Here is a 22589-nt window from a genome sequence, read left to right on the forward strand (position 1 = left end):
ATAATCTGGTTATTTATATTCTTGTGGGACGAAACGGTAATGCCCCGTAATTTTAAAATCGAAAAGCATGTCGCTTTTTTCAGGTCCTCGACCAATATTATGAACGATTAATGGATTCCCTGTGTCTTTTGCTAACTCATTCACAACCATACCAATGTGCGGCACATTACCTGGCAGCATCCACGTTACAATGTCACCCGTTTTATAGTCGTTCACGTTACTTGATTTAGCGAGCACTTGGCCATGATTTTTAAAGTAAGCCTGTAAGTTTGGCACACGGCGGTGGTCTATATTTTTATCCGGTTTGGTTAAACCCCAAATACGCTTAGAGGGATATAGCTCAAAGCTTTTTAACATGTCCTCATGCACAAGCTTTTGCAAATCAATACCTAAAAGTCGATATGATCGAATAACTACATCGGTACACACCCCTACATTAGCGGGCACATCGCCACCCGGATAAGTAATAGAGCGATAAGACCCATCATAGGTAACGTTATGTGTTGTTCTTTCAAGTAACGCAGCCACAATATCGTCATCAAACGATGCCGCATAGGCATTTACACTAAGTAAGCTCAGTAAAAAAACAGTAAAGCGTGTCATATGCAATCCTTTGAAAATGTTAATTAACTACAACGCTTGAACCACGTGTTCAGGCACGTTTATTTTCTTGCCATTATTTGTAAAGTGCTTATCAAGACCATACGCCATGACTTCAAGTGGCGCAGCATCATAACCAACCTGCTGAATTTCGGTTATGTAACGCAACATAAAAGCCTCGGCGCCAAGTTCACTCCATTGGGCTACGTGAACAAGTTCATGAAAATGCACAGCTAAATTATCAGCTACGTAAGGAAGCATGTAATAAGTGTTTTTGTATGTAGTACCTGCGGCATCCATGTCAATAAAATCGTCTAATCCCATTTCACGCAAAAAAGGAAAGTTAGGTTTGGGTATTTCATCGACAATAACGTAAAAGGCATTTTTTAAAAATTCGACAGGATAAAACCCTGCAAACTCACTGGCAAATTTCTCACAGCTAATTCTTTGGGTTTTATATTTAATATTTGTTGCATCAATCCATTGTTCTATTTGTTCGAGCACGTCCTTCCTCCAAAATACTCACTTAACATTGTATAAATGTTGTAAGCCAACAACTCAATTATAACAAAAGTAAATTAACGAATCTCTTTTTAAAGTACAAAAAGCTGCTAAAAAACCACTTACCCTCTAATCAACTATATATTTGGTAATGTGCTTTAAAAACACAGGTATTGTTACTGTGTCCTTATTAGTAGTAACTTGTAATTATTAACTGAATGCAATTGTGTAAATAACGGGTCTGGTAAATTAATAAAGCGTCATTACCAAAAATAACGAGTTTACTTATGCCCCCAGATATACAAAAAAGCCTTAAAGTAAAACCTGCTCACATCATCTCATTTATTGTGTTTTTACTAGTTTCAATGTCTACGCTTACCGCTCAGGTATATGCCGCTGATGCTGTATGGCCTTCAAAAACCACTTACAAATATGCAAATGTAAACGGTAAAAAGATATTTTACCGAGAAGCTGGCATCCAGCATAAGCAAACCATTGTGCTTTTACATGGCTATCCGTCGTCTTCACACAGCTACCGAGAATTGATCCCGCTTTTATCAGGTCGTTATCATGTAATTGCACCCGATTATTTAGGCTCAGGATACAGCGAACGCCCAAACCCAAAAACTCAAAAATATACTTTTGAATTACTAGCTCAATACGTTGAAGGGTTACTAACAACGCTTAAAGTAAAGCGCTACAGCCTTTATATACAAGACTTTGGAGCTCCTGTGGGCTTTAGAATGTTGTTAAATAACCCTAATAAACTTGATGCACTTATTGTACAAAATGGTAATGCATATTTAGAGGGGCTAACCGTAGCGAGGCAAGCATTTTTTAAAGCCGCGAATGAGGATAAATCAAAAGCGCAGAGTGATAAAATTTATTCGTTCACGTCTGATAAAGCCATTATTAATAAGCAGTATTTACGAGACGTACAAAGTAACCCAGAAGTGATGAGCCCAGATAGCTGGACGCATGATCTTCACTTTTTACAAACCAAAGCCGATAGAGTAATTCAAGTGCAATTGCTACAAGATTACTACAACAACCTTCTCGACTATCCAAAGTGGCAAGCTTATTTACGCAAGTACCAACCACCAACGTTAATTGTATGGGGTAAAAACGACCCTGCGTTTATAGCCGCAGGCGCTAAAGCATACTTAAAAGATGTACCGAACGCTGAACTACATTTACTCGATTCAGGGCACTTTAGCGTTGAAGAAAAACCAGTAGAAATTGCAAAGTACATTGTCGATTTTATGAATAAGCTAGCTCAATAGTAAGCCTTTTCTTTTGGTTTAGTATTTATAGCGAACATAAAAAAGCGCTGAGGGTATAAACCATCAGCGCTTTATTAAGCTCAAGCTAAATCCACAAAAATCACATTCAATATGGATAAGTTATGCTTTTATGTATTTAACCTTCTTCTTCAATAAGCGACTCTAGTAGGTCGTGTATTTCAGCTTTAAGCTCTTTGTCTTCAATTTTATTGGCGCTGACTTTAGCATTTTGAAGGTTTTTAATGGCTTCATCTTTTTGGCCAAGCTCAAGTTGTAATGTGGCCATTGAAAAAGAAACCGACGACATGTGATCTTTGTTATTAATCGCAATCGACTTTTCTAATGCTTTTTCGTAAGTAGTAATTGCCTCTTCTAACTCTTCGGTAAAATCAGCTAAAGTTTCCCATTGTACAGGGTGATCTTTTGAAGTGTTTTCATTTTCAATACAAATAGCTTTTAACTCTGCAAATAACGACTCAAACTTTTCACGGTTATTTTTGTTAGCCGCCGCCATTAAATCTTCTGCAAGGTCGTGTACCGCTTTATATACTTTTGTGTTCATCATCACTGGTTATCCTTTAATGCAGCTAAACTCATTTACTCACTCAATTTAGCTAAAATGTATCATTACAGTCATTATAAAACGTATTTAAACAACTGATTTATTTAATTTGGTGTATAGCGTAATAATACATTAATAATGAACATCGCGTAGGCGTTAAACACTCTGTGATTAAACTTTATCGCAATTACTCTTGGTAAACTTACACACTGAATAAACTTGCAACCCAATCCAACGTAAAGATGGTCGTAAACACTTTGAGTGCAATGACAACTATAAATAATAAGATGATTGCCGCTTTGGCTTTGCTACTTTTAAGATTATTCCAGTACAATAACTTTGCATTAAATTCTGTTTTTAACTTAGTGACAGACTCTTTCATAATAACGCCCTGCTTAGGTATCTGCGCTCAGCAACATTTAACAATCACACAATTGCTCAAGCGGGGTTAGTAACATTTTTCGCTACCTTTAGAGTAAACCATTAAATAAAGCCTGTACTATATAAAATGTAACAAGAGGTTTTAACAAATTATTGTATCTAACTATTGTTTAAACACCCAAAAATTAAAGGATAGGTAAATTCAGTAGAGCGTTAATAATAAATTTGGTGCTACACTAATAACTAACTTAAATTCGTCAACAGCCAACTAAATTAGCCAATTATGAAAGAATGCAACCAGTGTGGTAAATGCTGTATTAAATATGGCGGCGGCGATTTAAGCGCAACGAAAGAGGAAATAGATTTATGGGAGCTTTTTAACCCCGAAATTTATGAATACGTTAAAAACTACGAAATTTGGTTTGACCCAAAAACAGGCTTAAGACTTCAAGTGTGCCCATTTTTAGAAATTGCGCCCAAAAAAGATCCTCTCGCTAAAAACATGTATACCTGCAGCATTTACCTCGACCGCCCAGAAGACTGCCGCCACTACCCTAGCCTTATTTCGGAGATGATCCGCGATGAATGCGAAATGATTGAATCTGTAGATATAACAAACCAGATAAGAGCGCAGCATAAACTAGATGCGATAATGATAGATAGCCGCTATTAAATACATAGATTTACCAGCTAGCGCTATGAGTTATTCGGCCATATGGATAAGTTTTCTATTCACAAACCTATTATTTGAATTTCTATAATATTGGCTTAATCGTCATTTTTAGATTATTCATCGCAAAATACAAAGTTATACTATAACATTGTTGATTCGTTAATTTTGCGGTGTTATATTATATCACAACATAATAACCACGAACCAATATATCCATGACAAAGTTAACATTAATCTCCTCTGCTATTTTTTCTGTTTTATGTTCTCAATCAGCTTTGGCTGCAACTGTTACTGGTAAAGTAATTGATGATAAAAATCAACCAATTAAAAATGCCTCTATCCATATCCATGGCAAAAACCAAAGCGTTAAAAGTAATGATTTAGGCGAGTTTGCTATCGAAATCGATGCAAACAGCCAATTACATATTAGTAAAGACAACTATATAGACTCTCGTATTGCTGTTACCGAATCTTCAAACAATCTGTCTGTGTCACTTAAACCAACATCGGTTGAAACAGTGGTTGTTTATGCCTCTGCACTTCATAAAAACAGCTTAGAAATGATATCGCCAGTAAGCGTGCTCTCAGGTGATGAATTAAGAAATAAATCTAAACCAACACTTGGCGAAACTCTTAAAGGTTTACCCGGCGTAAATGCAAGTTACTTTGGCCCAGTATCATCAAGCCCGATTATTCGCGGTTTAGATGGCCCTCGCGTTAAAATCACACAAAATGGATTAGATGCCAGCGATGCATCGCGTATTGGTCCAGACCACGCGACATCAAGTGACAGCCTAGCGGCAGAACAAATTGAAGTATTACGCGGTCCAAGCACCCTACTTTATGGCTCTGGTGCAATTGGTGGCGTTGTAAACGTGGTTGATAACCGTATTCCTACTAGCAATATCGACGAGCTTACAGGTGCAGCTGAATACAGCCACGATACTGTATCTAACGCAAATACAGTTGCTGCAAAACTTGAAACCGGTAATGAGGGTTTTAACTTTCATTTTGATGGTACAAAACGCAGCGGCGATGATTACCAAACACCAAACTTTACTATCACCGATGATGATGGCGATGTCGAAAAAGAAGATTCAGTAGAGAACACCTTTATTGATAGCGAAACGCTTAACTTTGGTACTAGCTATGTTGGAGAGCACCTAACGGTTGGTTTTTCTTACGGTAGCATTGATACCGATTACGGGATTCCGGGACATGAACATCACCACGAGCATGATCACGAAGGCGAAACTGAAGAAGAACATGAAGAGCATGAAGATGAAGAGGCTGAAGAAGCCGTTTATGCACATTTAGAGCAAGACCGTTGGCAGGGTTTAATAAGCTATGCACTACATAACAATTGGATTGAAACCATTAACCTACGTGTTGGCTATACCGATTACTCGCATAGCGAAATTGAAGACGGTGCTATTGGTACAACTTTTACTAATAAAACCACTGAAGCACGCTTAAATATAGAACATAAATTTGCTGATTGGCATGGCATGGTTGGCTATCACTACAGCGACTCTGATTACGATGCAATTGGTGAAGAAGCATTTACACCAGCAAGTGTAACGACAACTAATGCACTTTATTTATTAGAAGAACGTGAATTTGGTGATGTAACCGTTGAACTTGGCGCGCGTATCGAAGATTACAAAATAGAAAGCCAAATTTCGGAAGTTGAGCATGGTCATGATCACGACGATGACGAAGCTGAAGAAGAACACGACGAAGAAACGCTTGGTTACAGTAAAAGCTTTACTAATTTAAGTGTATCAGCGGGTGCAATATGGCAGTACAAACCGGGCCATAGTATTGCGACAAGTATTTCTCATTCAGAGCGAGCTCCACTTTCTGCAGAGCTTTTATCAAATGGTTTACACATTGCAACAGGTACGTATGAGCTTGGCCTTGGTTACAACATTGAAGGTAATGAAGCGCATTTTGAGCCTGAAAATATTAAGCAAGAAACTTCAACTAACTTAGATTTAAGCTTTAGACGTTTTAGCGGTGATTTTGGTTACACAGTTAACTTTTTCTATAACGATATTAAAAACTTCTACTTCCAAGAAAATACAGGTTTAGTTTACGATGAAGAAGATGGTTTAGAATCGGCTATTGGTGCACATGATGATGCCGTTGCGGTTTATCAGTTTACCAGCAAAGATGCAGAGCTATATGGTATTGAATTTGATGCTCACTATCAAATTACATCAAGCGCTATGGTTAAAGTATTTGGTGACTCAACTCGTGCAAAACTTAAAGATGATGAAGGTAACCTACCGCGTATTCCAGCCAATAAATTAGGCTCGGAGCTGCAATATGATTTAGGTGATTTACAACTAACACTTACAGGTACTCATTACTTTGATCAAAACGATGTAACTGCGTTTGAAACACAAACCGATGGTTATACGTTATTTGACGCACAAGCTAATTACCAACTTGATTTAGGTGCGGTAGATGCACAACTTTATATAAATGTAGATAACATTACCGACGAGTTAGGTTTTGTACATAGCTCATTTATTAAAGATAAAGCACCGTTACCTGGCAGAAACTTTCGCTTTGGTATCCGCGGTTATTTTTAATAGCTAACAAATATCTCTACTTTATATATTTAAAAACCGCATTTTATTAACGCGGTTTTTTATTTTTAGCATACATAAAGTTCTTAAATTACAGACACAAAAAAGCCGCGTTTAAATTGAACACGGCTTTTTAAATTCTTAATTAATATTTAAATTAAGAAAGGATTTCGTGTAACTCAACGTCAAATACAAGCGTTGAGAAAGGTGCGATTGCAGCACCTGCGCCACGTTCACCATAAGCTAGCTCATGAGGAACGTAGATACGCCATTTAGTACCTACAGGCATCATTTGTAATGCTTCAGTCCAACCTTTGATCACGCCACCAACTGGAAATTCAGCAGGTTGACCACGCTCGTATGAGCTATCAAAAACAGTACCGTTTACTAGTGTACCGTGGTAATCAACACGTACTGTAGACTCAGCTGTTGGCTTTTCGCCTTCGCCAGTTGCTAATACTTCATATTGAAGACCAGACTCAGTTACTGTGATTTCAGGACGTTTTGCGTTTTCTTCTAAGAATGCAATACCTTCCGCAGAAAGTACTTTTGACTCTTCTTCACGACGAGCTTGAATCTCTTCGTTAATTTTTTCGAATGCAGCTTGGATCTCAGGGATCTCAACTTGAAAAGCGCTACCAGCGTACGCATCTTTCATGCCTTCAAATACTGAATTTAGGTTTAAGCCTTCAAAAGGATTAGACTTAAGTTGCTCACCCATTTGTAAGCCAATACCGTAACTTGCTTTTTCAGCATCTGTAGTAAAATTATCTGACATAATGTGTTTTTCACGTTTTGTTAGTTAAAAGACGCGTATATGCTATCACAAAATAAACCGTGTTTGGGGCTAGTTTTTGCTGAGTTTCACCTTAATTAGGCCAACAATGTAGCTACAAAGCGGTAAACTGAATAAAATTCCAGCAAGTAAAGGAATTGCTAGCAATGCTGACTCACCAAACAGTAAATAAGGTACGCCAAGGAGTCCTACACAACCAATAAAAATAGAACCGATTACCGGCCAATGTTTGTCGTATTTGGTAATTAGATGAGCAGCTAAAATATTAAAGCCCACACAATAAACTAAAGCGGTAATAAGAGAATTTTCTAGCTGTGCGTCACTCGCCATTTTGACTAATAAAGTAATGGCACTTTGATAGCAGTAACCAAACACAGTCCATAATAAAACATGCTTTATTAATTGCTGCGAGGTTGAAAGGTTTGTTGCTTTTGTCACTTACTAAACTCCACAAAGCAAAAAACCGCCCATTAGGCGGTTTTTTTAAATAATGGTGGAGAGATAGGGATTTGAACCCTAGATGGGCTATAAACCCATGCCGGTTTTCAAGACCGGTGCATTCGACCACTCTGCCATCTCTCCGCACGGCGCGAATAATATGGCTAAATACGTAACTTGTAAAGAGCTAAATATAAATTAATATAAAATATTAATTTATTGGATGAAATGCATCCACTTTGTTATTTTATTAAGCTATTCACTTTAATGAAAGTCTAGTTAATGGACTAAAATGAAACGCATTAATAATATTGTTTTGGTCTGCGAGCAATCCAAGAACAAATTAAACAAGCCAATATACTCAGTGCAGTAAAGGTAACGCCTTGAAAAATTAAATCAAATCGATTTAAATCATCACTTGGTACTACAACAAACATAAAAGCAGGTAGCACACTAAGCGATAAAACGTAGCAGCATACTTTAAATGCACGCCCGAAGTCGAAACGTTTGGACTGGTGCATCCACCATGTTAACAACACAAGCATACCCATTGCTGAACCGGCTATGAAATGTGATGCGTTTGTGCTCATTGCAACATACAGTGTTACAAAAGCACCAATGATTCCCCAAATTGACCATGCTAGCCAATTCTCTTTTTCACGTAAAAATAAATTTCCCATAGTTTTCGTCTTCTTTATCGTTATTTTTATTAAGACTTTCCATAATGTATCAAAAAACAACCGATTAAAAAACAAACTGAAGAAGATTTAGTAAATTTAGTGCTTCCAAGCGCTTCTTACAGCCAAGCCATTAACTTTTGAATAATACTCTTTGTAACCTTAATGAATTATGACTATGTAAATTGCGCAAAGTTCATACTATTTCACAAATTACTAAAATAGTGTTCTGGCTTATGGCGAGGCGACTTTTTACAATCGACTTCTGGTGTACCTATATATAAATACCCTACTATTTCATCTTGCTCATGTAAGTTAAGCGCTTTTTTAACTGCTGCACTTTGTGCAAAGTAGCCTGTACGCCAAACACCACCTAATCCTTGAGCGAATGCAGCTTGTTGCATCGCAAGTACGCTGCAACCTGCGCTTTGTACTTGTTCTATTCGAGGAACTTTTGGGTGTTCTTGATATTTAGCAATTGCTATTACAATCATAGGCGCACGAAGGGGAAGCTCTTTAGCACGATTAATTACTTTTTCTGCCTGTTGCTCTGCTACCGCACTTTGATGGTAAATTTCACCTAGTTTATCGCGTGCATCACCTTGAGCAACAATAAACTGCCAAGGCGCAATACAACCATGATCAGGAACACGTAATGCTGCTTGCTTAATTATGTCGAACTGCTCAGGCGTAGGACCCGGCTCTGTTAGTTTAGAGTCTGATTGGCGGGTAAGTAAAAGCTCGATAGCGTTCATAACGATTCCTCAAAATTCAAAACGCTAGAGTAACATTTAAAACCTTAATAAATAAATACTGGGAGTCTAAAACGTAAAACAGCCGCACAAAATGGATTTATGCGGCCTTTTTAAATAGGTTTAGCGCTATTGATTTAAAATATTTCGCTTTAACCAGTAATCAATACTAACAAAGCGCCCTCCTCCCATAAAAAATAAGCTAAGGAGCATTGCAAAGTATATTGCCGAAAACTCTATACCATTATTTAAAATAGAGGGTTTGCCTTTTTCGTAGAGATAATCAGGAAAGCCGTGTTCTTCAACTAAGCCACGAATTTTTCCTATTCGCTCTTGTACTTCTAATGAGTTTTCGAGGCTTTCTTTAGCGCCCGGAATTGATAACCAATCGAGTACTTGTGCAGCACTTGTTTCTGGATTAGTTGGCGCAATTGCAAACCAACCATTATGCCAATGCACTGATGTTGCAGCAACGACCATTGTGAACATAAGCGGAATACTGACCAAACGAGTTAAAAGGCCAAGTAATAAAAACCAACCCCCTAAAAACTCACTCCAACCCGCTAAAAAGGCTAGTAAGTCTGGAAACGGTAATCCTAAACCCCATTCATTATTACCAAACCATTGAACTACATCTGGAGATGCTAAAAAGTTATCGAAAAAACCTTCTGCTTCACCGCTTATAGCAAGTTTGTTATAACCTGCAATGATCATAACCGGGGCTAAAATTAAGCGAAATAGCAATGCAGGTAAACCATCTAAAAATGATAATTTACTCAATATTGCATCGTAAAGGCTGGTTAGTTTATTCATGCGTATCCTGTGTGTTCAATGTTTATTAAGTTATAGACTATAAACAGCAAAGACCGCACGAATTAATAAACTATTTCAACTTGTTTACAAAGCTTAAATACTTCTAGCTACCTGAAGTGCTTCAAAAATAGCGCGTTTGGCATCAATAGCAGCAGCTAGTTTAGCGCCGCCTATCACATGTACCTTTGCGTTATCTGTGTAATTTTCTAGCACTTCGTTATTAGAAACCTGACCAATACAGGCAATAACCGTATCTACTGGCAGTACTTGAGTTTCACCAGCAACATTAATAGTAAGTCCGCTTTTATCAAAGCTTTGGTATTGGCAATCAGCAATTTGCTTCACGCCATGCTGCTTAGCAACTTGGCGATGTATCCAACCCGTTGTTTTACCAAGCTCGCTACCAAAACGACCCGCACTGCGTTTTAACATATACAATTGGCGTTCGTCTTTATGTGGTTGGGCTTCACACTCAATACCCCATTGCGTTTTAAACTCGCTAATAGTTTGCGATTTATGTTCGCTTAAAAACGCAACCATATCAAAACCTATACCACCGGCACCTAAAATGGCAATTGATTTACCAAGCTCTACTTCGCCGCGTATAACTTCGTCATAAGCAAACACACGCTTGTTATCACTACATTTAATTGATGCTTCACGTGGGCGAACGCCAGTTGCAAATACAATATCGTCATAGTTTTTAAGCATTGAATCGTCATAAGCTTTGCCAAGCTCTACAGTTACTTTTAATCGTTCGAGTTCATTAGTAAAGTAAGTAAGAGTATGGCTAAAATCTTCTTTACCCGGTATTTGCATCGCTAAATTAAATTGGCCACCCATTTGCGATTTTTGATCAATTAGCGTGACGTTATGACCTTTTTGTGCCAAGTAACAACTTGCCGATAAACCAGCAGGGCCTGCACCGACTACTAATACATTTTTAGCTCTGGTTGCTTGTTCTAACGGATAATCTAGCTCAAATGCAGCTTGTGGATTAACTAAACACGTAGCACGTTTATTTTTAAATACGTGATCTAGACAACCTTGGTTACACCCTATACAAATATTAATTTGCTTAGATTGATTATTCGCATATTTATTAAAAAACTCTGGATCGGCAAGTAGCGGCCTTGCCATCGAAATTAAATCGGCTTCGCCTGCATTTAAAATATCGTTAGCAATTTCTGGAGTATTAATTCGGTTAACAGCAATAACTGGCACGCTCACCACGTCTTTTAAACGTTTTGATGCTTCTTTAAATGCACCCGGAGGTACCATACTCGCAATAGTCGGTACACGCGCTTCGTGCCAACCAATGCCTGTGTTAAAAATATCAACGCCCGCTTTTTCAAGCTCGGAAGCTTGAATGACAACTTCCTCTGGCATTGAGCCGTTTGGAATTAAATCAATGACCGACAATCTAAAAATAATTAAGAATTGTTCAGATACTTTTGCTCTTACAGCTTTCACTATTTCAAGCGAAAGTCGCATTCTATTTTCTAGGCTGCCACCAAATTCATCTTCACGTTTATTGGTGTGCGGCGCCATAAACTCATTAATCAAATACCCTTCAGAACCCATAACTTCAACGCCATCGTAGCCGGCTTTTTCAGCCATATAGGCAGAATGCGCAAAGTCTTTAATTGTTTTTTTAATCGAGCCAAGCGACATCGCTTTAGGTTTGTAAGGATTAATCGGTGCTTTTATTGCACTTGGTGCTTGATTGAATGGATGATACGCATAACGTCCAGCGTGCAATAATTGCAAACAAATTTTTCCGCCGTGTTTGTGCACAGCATCTGTGTAAGCGCGATGTTTGAATACATCGTAATAGCTATTAAATGAAGATGAAATAGGTGTTAATTTACCACGTAAATTAGGGCTATATCCACCCGTAATTAACATTGCGGTGCCGCCTTTTGCACGTGCTTCATAAAATGCACGTAAGCGTTTGCGGTTATGCCAGCCCTCTTCAAGGCCTGTATGCATTGAGCCCATCACTAAGCGGTTACGTAATTGTGTGTGTTTTAATTGTAATTGTTGTTCTAACATCCTGTGCCCCGTTAACTGGTCTAACCTGTATACCTTAGCTAATTCTGCTTTAATGGCAAGCAATAAGCAATATGTGCCTTCATTTAATTAAAAAAAGCCGTAAAACCATGTATTAATAGCACCTCATAAACACTTCGTTACGATTTAGCAGTTAAATTTATTTTTATTCTAGGCTAAGATGGAACTAATGTATTAACTGTACCAAATTAAGGAGCTATTTTGATAGCAAAGGTATTTAAAGGTATTTGGGCTGGAATTAACTTTTCTCGTCGTTTAATACTCAACATTCTGTTTTTATTACTGGTAATTGTTTTCTTAGTGTCACTCTCAAGTGACGACGATAAAATAATAGTTGAAAATGACTCTGTGCTTAGGCTTAACCTAAATGGCCCTATTGTTGAAGAAAAAACATACATAGACCCGGTCGAAGCTGCAATTAGTGATGCGACTTCTGGTTCTGAAGCGCCAAGCGAAATATTACTCGATGATATTGTTGAAGTAATAAACGAAGCAACTAAAGACGATCGCATTACGGTGATACTGCTTGATTTACAAGAAATGCCTAAAGCGCATTTAAACAAACTTAAGCAAATTACCAATGCTATTGATGCATTTAAACAAGCTGGCAAAAAAGTGATTGCATCGGGTTATTACTATACCCAAGCACAATACTATATTGCATCACATGCTGATGAAATAGCTATGCACCCATACGGTAGCGTAGGTATTGAAGGTTACGGCATGTATCCGCTTTACTTTAAAGATGCACTTGAAAAGCTTGAAGTAACGCAGCATATTTTCCGTGTTGGTACCTTTAAGTCAGCAGTAGAACCTTTCATTCGTAACGACATGTCTGAAGCAGCCAAGGAAGCTAACCGTGTTTGGTTAGGTGCTCTTTGGAGCGAATACAAACAAGATGTTGCTGCGGTTCGCCCATTTGATGAGTCAAATTTTGACGAGACAATGGACGTATATCTTGCAAAAATGAAAGCTGCTGATGGCGATGCAGGTAAATATGCACTTGACCACCAGTGGGTTGATTCTTTAAAAACAAATCAACAAGTTCGCCAACAGTTAATAGACTTAGTAGGCGCGCAAGAAGATGGCAAAACATTTAAGCAAGTTTCATTTCGTGAATACTTAAGCTTGGTTAAACCACCTATTGAATTTGATAACCCTATTACCGAAAAAGTCGCCGTTGTTATTGCTAAAGGTACGATTGTTGATGGTGAGCGTAAAGCGGGCGAAATTGGTGGCGACTCTACAGCAGCTCTACTTCGTAAAGCACGTCTAGATGACAAAGTTAAAGCGGTTGTACTGCGCATTGATTCAGGTGGCGGTAGTATGTTTGCCTCTGAAGTTATTCGTGCAGAAGTATTAGCGCTTAAAGCTGCTGGTAAGCCAGTTATTGCCTCTATGAGCTCTGTAGCTGCATCAGGTGGTTATTGGATTGCTTCTGCTGCAAACGAAATTTGGGCAGCACCAAGTACAATTACAGGCTCAATTGGTGTATTTGGTACGTTTATGACATTTGAAAAAACTTTATCTAAGATTGGTGTTTATTCAGATGGTGTTGCAACAACCGAAATGGCTGGCTTTTCAATCACCCGACCTCTTAACGAAAAAATGGGTGAAGTAATTCAAATGAGTGTTGAAGAAGCATACGGTCGCTTTTTAAATGTTGTTGCTGATGCACGTAATATGACGCCTGAGCAAGTTGATAAAATTGCCCAAGGCCGCGTATGGATTGCATCTCAAGCACTTGAGCTAGGTTTAGTAGACAAACTTGGTGATAAACAAGATGCTATAAAAGCAGCTGCTGCACTTGCTAAACTTAATCATTATGAAGTTAAAACCATCAAACAAGATTTAAGCCCGCAAGAAAAAATGATTCAAGACATTTTTGGTAACGCGTCTATTAAATCTATGCTTGGTTTACAAACACAAAAAACATCAGTGCTGGCAACGCAAGCTAACTTGCAAAGCGTTATAAACCAATTAAGTACTGAAGTAGAAAACCTTAAAGATTACAACGATCCACAAGGTGTATATGCACGCTGTTTAGTGTGTAACGTTGCACAATAAAAGTGCATAGCTTTATCTAATCAGCTGTATTTAAAGTTACTTAACGTTATACTAAGCCCAGTTTTTTTACTGGGCTTTTTTTATGAAACGTAAACGCATTTATATCGCTTATACTGGCGGTACTATAGGTATGAAAAAATCGAGTCGAGGTTATATTCCTGCTGAAGGTTTTTTAACAGAAACAGTGGTTAATAACGCAGAGTTTAACCGTGATGAAATGCCTTTGTTTGATATTCACGAATATTGCCCGCTTATAGATTCTTCAGATATGTCTCCTGAGCATTGGCAACTTATTGCTGATGACATTAAAAACAAATACCAAGATTATGATGGTTTTGTTGTGCTTCATGGCACCGATACTATGGCATATACAGCCTCAGCGCTATCGTTTATGTTTGAAAATTTAACTAAACCTGTGATTGTAACTGGCTCACAAATACCACTTTCTCAGTTGCGATCTGACGGGCAAGTCAACTTACTCAATGCCATGTATTTAGCAGCCAACTACCCTATTGCTGAAGTGAGTCTATTTTTTAATAACCAACTGTTTAGGGGTAACAGAGCAACTAAAGCCCATGCTGATGGTTTTAATGCATTTGCCTCCCCTAATCTTGATCCTTTAGCGTTATCGGGTATTAATATTCAATTGATTAAAGGGCAACTTAGTCCTTATGTGGAAAATGAGCTTCAAGTTACCCCCATCACACCTCAAGCCATTGGGGTGCTTTATTTATACCCTGGTATTAGTCAAGAAGTGGTTAAAAGCTTAGTCAATGGCAATATTAAAGCCTTGGTGTTACTTAGTTTTGGTGTAGGTAATGCACCGCAAGATCCTAACTTTTTATCAATACTTGAAGAAGCAAGTAAACGTGGCGTCGTTATTATTAATTTAACGCAGTGCTTAAAAGGCCATGTAAATATGGGCGGCTATGCAACGGGTAATGCACTGTTAAATATTGGTGTTATTAGTGGATACGATATGACCCTTGAAGCATGCTTAACTAAATTACATTATTTATTTAGCCAAAAATTAGAGGTCGAAACTATTCGTCATTTAATGCAAGACAATTTACGCGGTGAATTAAGCCGTTAAATTTCGCAGGACTAAAATACAAAAGGCACGCTAAATAGCGTGCCTTTATCGTTTTAAACAACTGTTTATTATCTAACTTTAGCGTCTATATCCACTAGGTCAGTTAAATGGCATGTTTCACCGCTATGGGTTTTAACGCCGTGCTCACCAAAGTAATCACGCTGGGCTTGAACTAAATGCCCATTACTCGGTGTAGTTAATGTTGCTAAATACGTTTGTGTAGCTCCCAATACAGGGAATGCTAAACCAGTCATTATTGCTTGACCGGTAATTTTACGCAAAGAGTTAGACTCTTTCTCAAGGGTATCAATAAATTCAACACCTTGTGCAACGCTATCGAGGTAGTCAGCACGAATAATACAACCCGCGCGCCATGTTTGAAGCGTTTTAGATAAATCAACTTTCCACTGATGAGTACGTGATGCACCTTTAATTAATGCTAAACCTTGGCGATACGCTAGTAAGCTTGCAAGTAAGAACGCTTCTTTTAGTTCTTCTAAATCAATTTCAACATTGTTAGTTGATTTAGATGCGTACGTCATCTCTTGTGCAGCCGTTGTATTACATGCATTAGTTAAATGACGAGCTTGTACAGCAGCAACAAGTGAAGGCACAGCAATACCAAGTTCTAGTGCATTTTGCGCTGTCCAAAGACCAGTACCTTTAGCGCCAACTTTATTATCAATTAAGTCCGCAAGCGGTACATTATTATGATTTTCAAGTGACAATATGTGGCTAGAAATAGACAGTAAGTAGCTATTTAATTGACCTTCTGACCAGTCATTAAATATCTCAGCCACTTCTTTTGGAGAACGATTAGTACCTAAACGAAGTAATTGGTACACTTCTGCAATAAGTTGCATAAGTGCGTATTCAATACCGTTATGAACCATTTTTACAAAATGACCACTTGCTGATTGACCAACACGTGCAAAACACGAGTCGCCATTATAGCTAGCAGCAACTTTTTCAAACCATGGCTCAATACGTTCCCAACCACCTTCAGAACCACTTGCCATCATTGCAGGACCATGGCGAGCGCCTTCTGCACCGCCAGAAATTCCCATAGTGGCAAATTCAAATTTATTTTGGTATTTAAGTTTACGCGTTATACCGTCTTTATAATTACTATTACCGCAATCGACTATCATATCGTCACAGTTAACGCCGGCCTCTACAAGTTCATTACAAACTGTATCAACTAACTCACCCGCAGGAACAAGTAATAAAATAGAACGAGGTGCTTCTAAACGCCTTACCATGTCTCTTAAATCAGAGACGATGTGAAGCCTATCAGCCATGCCTTGAGATTTAGCACAACTTAGTAACTCTTCACCCGCATGTGGGTTTTTGTCATAAGCGACTAGCGTTATCCCTTTTTCAATCAAGTTTAGGGCAAGATTTTTTCCCATAACGCCTAACCCTACTAATGCAACTTGCATCTAGTGTCCTCCTCGGTAACAACTATTTGGTTAGAAAATTCAGTGTATAAATTAAATAATACCGCGTGCATTATACTCATACAGTCATAAAATACTAATCATGAGCTAATACAACATGCTTTTTTATTACAGATAAATAAGCTACGTAATTATATCAAACATCAATGGTCTCGGGGTGACTAAAAGCAAAGCTAATTGAAATTAAGATCATTGACGCATTCTGACACCGGTGTCATAATGATGACACAATAGTTTTGTATAAAATAGTGGCAAACCTTTGAAGTTTGCACATAACTAAAATATTTTATTCTAATATAGATATTTTAAGTCAACAAAATAACGTCAACATGCTTTCACCAAGCAAACAGGAGAAATTGATGCTAAGACGCACGAAAATAGTCGCTACCCTTGGACCTGCTACCGATAGAGATAACAACTTAGAAAAAATTATTATCGCTGGGGCTAATGTAGTACGTTTAAACTTCTCACATGGTGTTGCCCAAGATCATAAAGACCGTGCACAAGCCGTACGCGATATTGCAAAAAGATTAGGCAAGCATATTGCTATCCTTGCTGACCTTCAAGGTCCTAAAATCCGCGTTTCTACTTTTAAAGAAGGTAAAGTAACGCTTGCTGTGGGTGCAAAATTTACCCTTGATGCAAAAATGGAAAAAGGCGAAGGCGACATAAACTCTGTAGGTATTGATTATAAAGAATTACCTAACGATGTAAGCCCTAACGATTTACTACTTCTAAACGATGGCCTTATTCAATTAAGTGTTGATGAAGTAGCTGGGCATTTAGTGCATTGTACAGTGACTGTTGGCGGTGTTTTATCTAACAATAAAGGTATTAACCGTTTAGGTGGTGGTTTAACTGCTCCAGCATTTACTGAAAAAGACAAAGAAGATTTAATAACTGCCGCTGAAATTGACGTAGATTACATTGCCGTATCATTCCCACGTAGTGGCGACGATATGCGCTACGTGCGCTCGCTTGCTGAAGCTGCTGGTTCAAAAGCACAGTTACTTGCTAAAATTGAACGTGCTGAAGCCGTTGAAACGCAAGAAGCTGTTGATGACATCATTTTGGCGTCTGACGCTGTAATGGTTGCTCGTGGTGATTTAGGTGTTGAAATTGGTGATGCTGCTCTTATGGGCAAACAAAAACTAATTATTCGTCGTGCTCGTTCATTAAACCGTACTGTAGTAACAGCAACGCAAATGATGGAATCGATGATCGATAACCCTATGCCTACACGTGCAGAAGTAATGGATGTTGCAAATGCTGTTCTTGATGGAACAGATGCAGTTATGCTTTCAGCTGAAACAGCTGCCGGTGATTATCCTGAAGAAACAGTTGCAACTATGGCACGTGTTTGTTTAGGTGCTGAATCGCAAAAAGAAACGCACGTTTCTAAGCACCGTTTAGATAGTCGCTTTTCTAACAATGCTGAATCAATTGCGCTTTCTGCTATGTATGCAGCTAATCACTTAGATTCGGTTAAAGCAATCATCACACTTACTGAATCTGGTAGTACGGCTAAATTAATGTCGCGTATCAGCTCAGGCTTACCAATCTACTCGCTTTCACGTCATGCGAGTACATTAGGTCAAACAGCACTTTATCGTGGTGTTTACCCAGTATTTTTTGATTCTACAAAAACTGAAAAAGACGGTATGGTAAAAGCCGCGCTTGATACTTTAGTTTCTCAAGGGTCTTTACAGTCTGGCGATACAGTAATTATTACTCACGGTGACTCAATGGAAACTGTGGGTGCAACTAACACAATGAAAATTGTAACCGTTGCATAATACCAATTTTATTAAAAACATGATTATTCTATCGCATTAAATAGCGCTCTCACTGCGTTGAAAATTATTCATATAGAACAACTATATGTCATAATTTTCGCCTTATTATAGCGCTATTTACTTAGCGCTATAATAGATTACTTATTTAACGCAATTGGTATAATTAATTACAAATATAAAAAATGCGAGCTTAGCTCGCATTTTTTGTGTCTGTAATAAAAACGTTGGTTTTGGTTTTAACTTGCTAACGCTGCTTTAACCTTATCTCGATAGCTACGGCTCACTTTTAATTCTTGTCCGTTTTCAAGTACTAATAAATACTCGCCACTTACCTGCGTAACCAACTTACTAATTTGCTTTGTATTTACTATTGCACTTCGGTGTACGCGTACAAACAACTGAGGGTCCAACTCTTGCTCTAGCTCTTTCATTGTTTTGCGTAAAATATGCGTTTGTCCATCTTCACAGTGTAAACACATGTAGTCACCTGCAGCATCAACCCATTGGATAGTCGCTACTGGCACACGAATAATTTCGCCCTGCTCTTTCACTGCAAGTGATTCTGGGTAACGCCTGTCTGTTAGCGTGTCGCCAGTGGCTAATTTTTTAAGTATTTCTTCGCAATTGTTACCAGTAATACCGGCTACAAAACTCGCTAGTTTTTTCTTATGGGCGTTGTCTTGCTGCGTTTTTAAGTAGGTATGCACTTTTTCTACCGCCTGTTTTAGTCTGTTATCATCAACGGGTTTTAAAATGTAATCGAGAGCATGAATTTCAAACGCTTTTACGGCAAACTGATCAAAGGCAGTTACAAACACAATCGCAGGTAAGGCTTTTGTACTTTCGCTGAGCGCTCTTGCTACTTCAAAACCATTCATGCCTGGCATTTGAATATCTAAAAAAACTAAGTCGATTTTCTCACTTTGGCACATTTCAATTGCATCAGCGCCTGAACTACACAATTTAATTACTTCAATATCAGAGTATTCTTCAAGCCTTACCGCTAAACCCTTTCTTGCTAACGGTTCATCATCAACAATGAGTGTTTTTATTTTAGTCATTTTTCACAGCCTTCTCAAAAGGTACTCGCAGATTAACTTTTAATCCACTTGGCGTATTATGTGATAATACAAACGAATAATTATTTTCATACAACGTTTTTAATCTATCTTTAGTATTAGCGACACCTACACCTTGAGCGTTAACTAATTGACCATCAAGTATGTCAGTACCTGGGCCGTTGTCGCCCACTTCTAGTAATAATTCATTCGCAAATACTTGTGCTTTTATATCAATTACCCCACCTTCTGTTAGATGAGCAATCGCATATTTAATCGCGTTCTCTATAATAGGTTGCAAAATTAAGCTCGGTACTAAAGCCTCTTTAGCTTGCTCACTTATATCTACATTTACCTTTAATCGCTCATCAAAACGAACACGCTCTATTTCTAAATAAAGCATGAGCGCATGTAGCTCTTGCTCTAGTGGTACTTTTTTAATTGGATCGGTATTTAATGTATAACGTAAAAAGTCACTTAACCTTGCTACCATTAAGTTAGCATCTTTGTTTTCTTTAACCAAAATTAAAGTAGAAATAGCGTTGAGTGTATTAAATAAAAAATGGGGATTGAGCTGATACCTAAGCATTTTTAATTGCGCTTCGTGTGCCATAGTTGTGGCTTTGAGCGCTTTTTGTCGCTCGCTTTGTAATAGTTGGTAATATTTAACGCCAAAGTACAGACCACTCCAACATAAAATAATATAAACAGAATCTAAACCTTGCTGCAGGTAATAAAACCACTCTTCGGGTCTATAACCATGGCGGTATATTTCCCACAAATTAAACTTTTGAACGACAGCCCATAAAGTACCCGTTACATAAGAGGCACCAAATACTACAATCATTAATACCCAAGGCGAGGCATTCCAAATTTTACGGTAAATATACCTAAGCGGTACTGTCATTAAGCAACCAGCGTAAGCATTTAATAAAATAACAAATACGTATATATCACGCATTTCAAATACTTTAGAGCCAATATAATTTACTAACGCATAACCAATCCAGCCTGCAATTTGCAAAAGCCAAAAAAAACGTTGTCTGTTATCGACTAAAGATTGCCAGTTCAAAATAGATGTTTACTCCGTATAGTTAAAGACTAATTCCATAGAATAGGCGCTTGTTATTCATTATTATTTTTACCTATGTAGGGCTAATTTTCATAAAATTAGATAATCTTATTATATAGATTTATGAGTTTGCATAGCACTACAGCCTACCTTGCTTTTTAAGAGTCTTACCGCAAACAAATAGTAGAGACACTAAAAAAGCGAAAGGTTATTCACCTTTCGCTTTTTAAATATAAATAGCTTTGTGTAAATTAAGCTAGTTTGTCTGATGCTACTTTGTATGTTGGATCTTCAATCACATTCACTTCAACCAAATCGCGTGCTTTATGCAGCAACTGCGTACAGTCTTTACTTAAGTGACGTAAGTGAAGTTGCTTACCTGCTTTTGTGTACTTATCAGCAAGTGTGTCAATTGCTTCAATTGCACTGTGATCAGATACGCGGCTATGCTTAAATTCAACAATTACATTTTTAGGGTCATTTTTAACATCAAATAACTCTGCAAAGTTTTTAACTGAACCAAAGAAAAGTGGGCCATGTAACTCATATACTTTAGCGCCTTCTTCATCTATATAGTTAGTTGTGTATATGTGCTTAGCATGCTGCCAAGCAAATACTAATGCAGATACAATAACACCTACACATACTGCAATAGCTAAATCGGTAATAACCGTCACACCCGATACAAGTACTATTACGAACGCGTCTGATAGAGGCACACGCTTCATCATTTTAAAGCTAGCCCATTCAAACGTACCTAGTACAACCATAAACATAACACCAACAAGTGCAGCTAGTGGGATCATCTCAATTAAACTTGAAGCGAATATGATGAATGCAAGCAACATCAATGCGGCACTAATACCCGATAAACGCGAGCGACCACCTGAGTTAATATTGATCATTGATTGACCTATCATTGCACAACCACCCATTGCACCAAACATACCACAAGTAATATTTGCAGCGCCTTGCCCTATACACTCTTTATTACTATGACCACGGGTTTCTGTAATTTCGTCAATTAAGCTAAGCGTTAATAAAGATTCAATTAAACCAATAGCCGCTAAAATAAGCGCATAAGGAAAAATAATTTGTAGCGTTTCGAAAGTAAACGGCACCATAGGAATATGAAATTCAGGTAAACCGCCAGCAATTGTTGCAGCTTCGTCGCCTGTCATTCCTTTTAAGAAATCAACTACAGTATGCGCTTCTAAATCCAAACCAATAACTAAAGCGGTGACTGTAATAATAGCGACTAATGTAGAGGGCACAGCCGTGGTTAGTTTTGGTAAAAACTGAATAATAGCCATAGTTAAAGCCACTAAACCAAGCATAATGTATAGCGGGTTACCCGTCATCCACTCTTGTCCGCCCATACCATCAGGCACTTTAAATTGTCCTAATTGGGCTAAAAATATAACAATAGCTAAGCCGTTTACAAAACCAAGCATTACCGGATGAGGAACCATTCGGATAAACTTACCGAGTTTAAATACACCGGCGAGTATTTGTAGTATGCCCATGAGCAATACGGTCGCAAATAAATACTCAACTCCATGATCAAGCACTAAACTTACCATAACAACAGCTAATGCACCGGTTGCACCTGAAATCATACCAGGGCGGCCACCAAATATAGCCGTAATTAAACCAACGATAAACGCGGCATATAGACCAACTAAAGGTTCTACATTTGCAACAAAGGCAAACGCAACAGCTTCTGGTACTAGGGCAAGCGCCACAGTTAATCCAGATAGAATATCGTTTTTAGCAGAGCTAGGCGCCCTACTGAGTAAGTTAAACATTGAGTTCCTCAAATGGTGTTATGGGTATAAAAAAAGCGCTAAATTCTAACAAATTAGCGCTCAGTTAACAATTGTCATTATGTGGTTAA

20 protein-coding genes and 1 tRNA gene are annotated in these 22589 nt (G+C 38.1%); 6 read left to right on the top strand and 15 right to left on the bottom strand.

All coding sequences use genetic code 11. The features are described from left to right. Window positions 1-9 precede the first annotated feature (9 nt). Both L656_RS0118240 and L656_RS0118245 read right to left on the bottom strand, forming a co-directional pair. Complete coding sequence (locus L656_RS0118240; protein WP_024600259.1) at window positions 10-603, bottom strand: DUF1287 domain-containing protein; 594 nt, start codon at window positions 601-603, stop codon at window positions 10-12. Between the two features lie 27 nt (window positions 604-630). Further along, on the bottom strand, window positions 631-1104 hold the full coding sequence (locus L656_RS0118245) for a hypothetical protein (protein WP_024592381.1): 474 nt from the start codon (window positions 1102-1104) through the stop codon (window positions 631-633). A 284-nt stretch (window positions 1105-1388) separates the two neighbouring features. On the opposite strand from L656_RS0118245, the gene L656_RS0118250 reads away from it, so the two are divergent. After that, a complete protein-coding gene (locus L656_RS0118250; protein WP_024600260.1) occupies window positions 1389-2384 on the top strand; it encodes an alpha/beta fold hydrolase in 996 nt (331 codons plus the stop codon). Window positions 2385-2520: 136 nt separating this feature from the next. Here the strand turns inward: L656_RS0118250 and L656_RS0118255 are convergent, their stop codons facing one another. Continuing rightward, on the bottom strand, window positions 2521-2949 hold the full coding sequence (locus tag L656_RS0118255) for a hypothetical protein (RefSeq protein WP_024600261.1): 429 nt from the start codon (window positions 2947-2949) through the stop codon (window positions 2521-2523). A 199-nt stretch (window positions 2950-3148) separates the two neighbouring features. Then, window positions 3149-3328, bottom strand: coding sequence for a hypothetical protein (locus L656_RS0118260; protein WP_024600262.1), 180 nt, complete (start codon window positions 3326-3328; stop codon window positions 3149-3151). Window positions 3329-3610: 282 nt separating this feature from the next. On the opposite strand from L656_RS0118260, the gene L656_RS0118265 reads away from it, so the two are divergent. Both L656_RS0118265 and L656_RS0118270 read left to right on the top strand, forming a co-directional pair. Then, on the top strand, window positions 3611-4000 hold the full coding sequence (locus L656_RS0118265) for a YkgJ family cysteine cluster protein (RefSeq protein ID WP_024600263.1): 390 nt from the start codon (window positions 3611-3613) through the stop codon (window positions 3998-4000). A 215-nt stretch (window positions 4001-4215) separates the two neighbouring features. Continuing rightward, the gene (locus L656_RS0118270; protein ID WP_024600264.1) at window positions 4216-6600 is read left to right on the top strand and encodes a TonB-dependent receptor; all 2385 of its coding nucleotides are present in this window, start codon (window positions 4216-4218) and stop codon (window positions 6598-6600) included. Window positions 6601-6754: 154 nt separating this feature from the next. On the opposite strand, the gene L656_RS0118275 is transcribed toward L656_RS0118270, so the two are convergent. The 7 genes from L656_RS0118275 to L656_RS0118305 form a co-directional block, all read right to left on the bottom strand. After that, entirely contained in the window at window positions 6755-7375 is a 621-nt protein-coding gene (locus L656_RS0118275) for an FKBP-type peptidyl-prolyl cis-trans isomerase (RefSeq protein WP_024600265.1), read from the bottom strand. 69 nt (window positions 7376-7444) lie between these two features. Next, on the bottom strand, window positions 7445-7831 hold the full coding sequence (locus L656_RS0118280) for a hypothetical protein (RefSeq protein ID WP_024600266.1): 387 nt from the start codon (window positions 7829-7831) through the stop codon (window positions 7445-7447). Window positions 7832-7884: 53 nt separating this feature from the next. Beyond that, window positions 7885-7975: transfer RNA gene (locus L656_RS0118285), tRNA-Ser, on the bottom strand. Window positions 7976-8133: 158 nt separating this feature from the next. Continuing rightward, complete coding sequence (locus L656_RS0118290; RefSeq protein ID WP_007582705.1) at window positions 8134-8511, bottom strand: hypothetical protein; 378 nt, start codon at window positions 8509-8511, stop codon at window positions 8134-8136. A gap of 203 nt (window positions 8512-8714) precedes the next feature. Next, the gene (locus L656_RS0118295) at window positions 8715-9263 is read right to left on the bottom strand and encodes an NAD(P)H nitroreductase (RefSeq protein ID WP_024600267.1); all 549 of its coding nucleotides are present in this window, start codon (window positions 9261-9263) and stop codon (window positions 8715-8717) included. A gap of 126 nt (window positions 9264-9389) precedes the next feature. Next, window positions 9390-10073: an HvfX family Cu-binding RiPP maturation protein gene (locus L656_RS0118300; protein WP_024600268.1), complete on the bottom strand. Its 684-nt coding sequence runs from the start codon at window positions 10071-10073 to the stop codon at window positions 9390-9392. Between the two features lie 93 nt (window positions 10074-10166). Further along, window positions 10167-12128 (bottom strand): oxidoreductase, encoded by a 1962-nt coding sequence (locus L656_RS0118305; RefSeq protein ID WP_024600269.1) that lies wholly within the window; start codon window positions 12126-12128, stop codon window positions 10167-10169. A 219-nt stretch (window positions 12129-12347) separates the two neighbouring features. Here L656_RS0118305 and sppA point away from each other — a divergent pair, with 219 nt between their 5' ends. Together sppA and ansA are read left to right on the top strand one after the other, a co-directional pair. Continuing rightward, window positions 12348-14213, top strand: a complete 1866-nt coding sequence (gene sppA / locus L656_RS0118310; RefSeq protein ID WP_024600270.1) for a signal peptide peptidase SppA — start codon at window positions 12348-12350, stop codon at window positions 14211-14213. 82 nt (window positions 14214-14295) lie between these two features. Further along, complete coding sequence (ansA, locus tag L656_RS0118315) at window positions 14296-15306, top strand: asparaginase (protein WP_024600271.1); 1011 nt, start codon at window positions 14296-14298, stop codon at window positions 15304-15306. Window positions 15307-15374: 68 nt separating this feature from the next. Here ansA and gndA read toward each other — a convergent pair whose 3' ends face one another. Then, window positions 15375-16748: an NADP-dependent phosphogluconate dehydrogenase gene (gndA, locus tag L656_RS0118320; RefSeq protein WP_010554474.1), complete on the bottom strand. Its 1374-nt coding sequence runs from the start codon at window positions 16746-16748 to the stop codon at window positions 15375-15377. Between the two features lie 377 nt (window positions 16749-17125). On the opposite strand from gndA, the gene pyk reads away from it, so the two are divergent. Continuing rightward, on the top strand, window positions 17126-18562 hold the full coding sequence (gene pyk, locus L656_RS0118325) for a pyruvate kinase (RefSeq protein ID WP_007582689.1): 1437 nt from the start codon (window positions 17126-17128) through the stop codon (window positions 18560-18562). Window positions 18563-18798: 236 nt separating this feature from the next. Here pyk and L656_RS0118330 read toward each other — a convergent pair whose 3' ends face one another. From L656_RS0118330 to L656_RS0118340, 3 genes are all read right to left on the bottom strand, one after another. Beyond that, complete coding sequence (locus L656_RS0118330; RefSeq protein ID WP_024600272.1) at window positions 18799-19623, bottom strand: LytR/AlgR family response regulator transcription factor; 825 nt, start codon at window positions 19621-19623, stop codon at window positions 18799-18801. Beyond that, window positions 19616-20692 (bottom strand): sensor histidine kinase, encoded by a 1077-nt coding sequence (locus L656_RS0118335; protein ID WP_007582687.1) that lies wholly within the window; start codon window positions 20690-20692, stop codon window positions 19616-19618. The genes L656_RS0118330 and L656_RS0118335 overlap by 8 nt, the downstream gene beginning before the upstream one ends. A gap of 251 nt (window positions 20693-20943) precedes the next feature. Further along, entirely contained in the window at window positions 20944-22500 is a 1557-nt protein-coding gene (locus L656_RS0118340; RefSeq protein ID WP_008169027.1) for a SulP family inorganic anion transporter, read from the bottom strand. Window positions 22501-22589: the final 89 nt, after the last annotated feature.

It is taken from the genome of Pseudoalteromonas sp. TAE56 (assembly GCF_000497955.1).
Taxonomy (GTDB): Bacteria; Pseudomonadota; Gammaproteobacteria; order Enterobacterales; family Alteromonadaceae; genus Pseudoalteromonas.

Bases quoted from the DNA above. Each gene is read 5' to 3' on its own strand.
- L656_RS0118240 (WP_024600259.1), bottom strand. From the start codon at position 603: ATGACACGCTTTACTGTTTTTTTACTGAGCTTACTTAGTGTAAATGCC.
- L656_RS0118250 (WP_024600260.1), top strand. From the start codon at position 1,389: ATGCCCCCAGATATACAAAAAAGCCTTAAAGTAAAACCTGCTCACATC.
- L656_RS0118255 (WP_024600261.1), bottom strand. From the start codon at position 2,949: ATGATGAACACAAAAGTATATAAAGCGGTACACGACCTTGCAGAAGAT.
- L656_RS0118260 (WP_024600262.1), bottom strand. From the start codon at position 3,328: ATGAAAGAGTCTGTCACTAAGTTAAAAACAGAATTTAATGCAAAGTTA.
- L656_RS0118265 (WP_024600263.1), top strand. From the start codon at position 3,611: ATGAAAGAATGCAACCAGTGTGGTAAATGCTGTATTAAATATGGCGGC.
- L656_RS0118270 (WP_024600264.1), top strand. From the start codon at position 4,216: ATGACAAAGTTAACATTAATCTCCTCTGCTATTTTTTCTGTTTTATGT.
- L656_RS0118275 (WP_024600265.1), bottom strand. From the start codon at position 7,375: ATGTCAGATAATTTTACTACAGATGCTGAAAAAGCAAGTTACGGTATT.
- L656_RS0118290 (WP_007582705.1), bottom strand. From the start codon at position 8,511: ATGGGAAATTTATTTTTACGTGAAAAAGAGAATTGGCTAGCATGGTCA.
- L656_RS0118295 (WP_024600267.1), bottom strand. From the start codon at position 9,263: ATGAACGCTATCGAGCTTTTACTTACCCGCCAATCAGACTCTAAACTA.
- L656_RS0118300 (WP_024600268.1), bottom strand. From the start codon at position 10,073: ATGAATAAACTAACCAGCCTTTACGATGCAATATTGAGTAAATTATCA.
- L656_RS0118305 (WP_024600269.1), bottom strand. From the start codon at position 12,128: ATGTTAGAACAACAATTACAATTAAAACACACACAATTACGTAACCGC.
- ansA (WP_024600271.1), top strand. From the start codon at position 14,296: ATGAAACGTAAACGCATTTATATCGCTTATACTGGCGGTACTATAGGT.
- gndA (WP_010554474.1), bottom strand. From the start codon at position 16,748: ATGCAAGTTGCATTAGTAGGGTTAGGCGTTATGGGAAAAAATCTTGCC.
- pyk (WP_007582689.1), top strand. From the start codon at position 17,126: ATGCTAAGACGCACGAAAATAGTCGCTACCCTTGGACCTGCTACCGAT.
- L656_RS0118330 (WP_024600272.1), bottom strand. From the start codon at position 19,623: ATGACTAAAATAAAAACACTCATTGTTGATGATGAACCGTTAGCAAGA.
- L656_RS0118340 (WP_008169027.1), bottom strand. From the start codon at position 22,500: ATGTTTAACTTACTCAGTAGGGCGCCTAGCTCTGCTAAAAACGATATT.